Origin of the sequence: Psychrobacter sp. TB20-MNA-CIBAN-0197 (genome assembly GCF_040309765.1) — a bacterium.
Lineage (GTDB): Bacteria > Pseudomonadota > Gammaproteobacteria > Pseudomonadales > Moraxellaceae > Psychrobacter > Psychrobacter submarinus.
This window is the reverse complement of sequence record NZ_JBEOPC010000375.1, coordinates 1-286: the sequence shown is the minus strand read 5'-3', so window position 1 is coordinate 286 and position 286 is coordinate 1. Positions and strand designations below refer to the sequence as shown.

Sequence of the window (286 nt, the reverse complement as noted above, 5' to 3'; positions counted from 1 at the left end):
GTGATGAAGTGCGCATGTCCCTTGAAAAAGTACATGATAGCGATAACAAGAGCGCCCTTAACAACGGCTCTAATAATGGCGCTAATAAAGCTTCTAAGAATGGGTCGAGAAATACGTCCAGTATGCTATCTAGTGCTGGCAAGGTAAGCACAGACTCAGTTGCCAGTAACGCTACAGAAGCGGCAACGCCTAATTATTCTAAGCTGACGACGGCGAAGCTGGCGAAAGAATTGGGCTTTAAGACGCAAGAGTTAAACGATAAGCTCCTTGCCGCAGGCTATCTAAT

Annotated in this window: 1 pseudogene; it reads left to right on the top strand. The window is 46.2% G+C overall.

Annotated elements, in window-relative coordinates:
• Positions 1 to 14: 14 nt before the first annotated feature.
• Positions 15 to 286, top strand: a pseudogene (locus AAEY83_RS14105) (hypothetical protein); the annotation flags it as partial.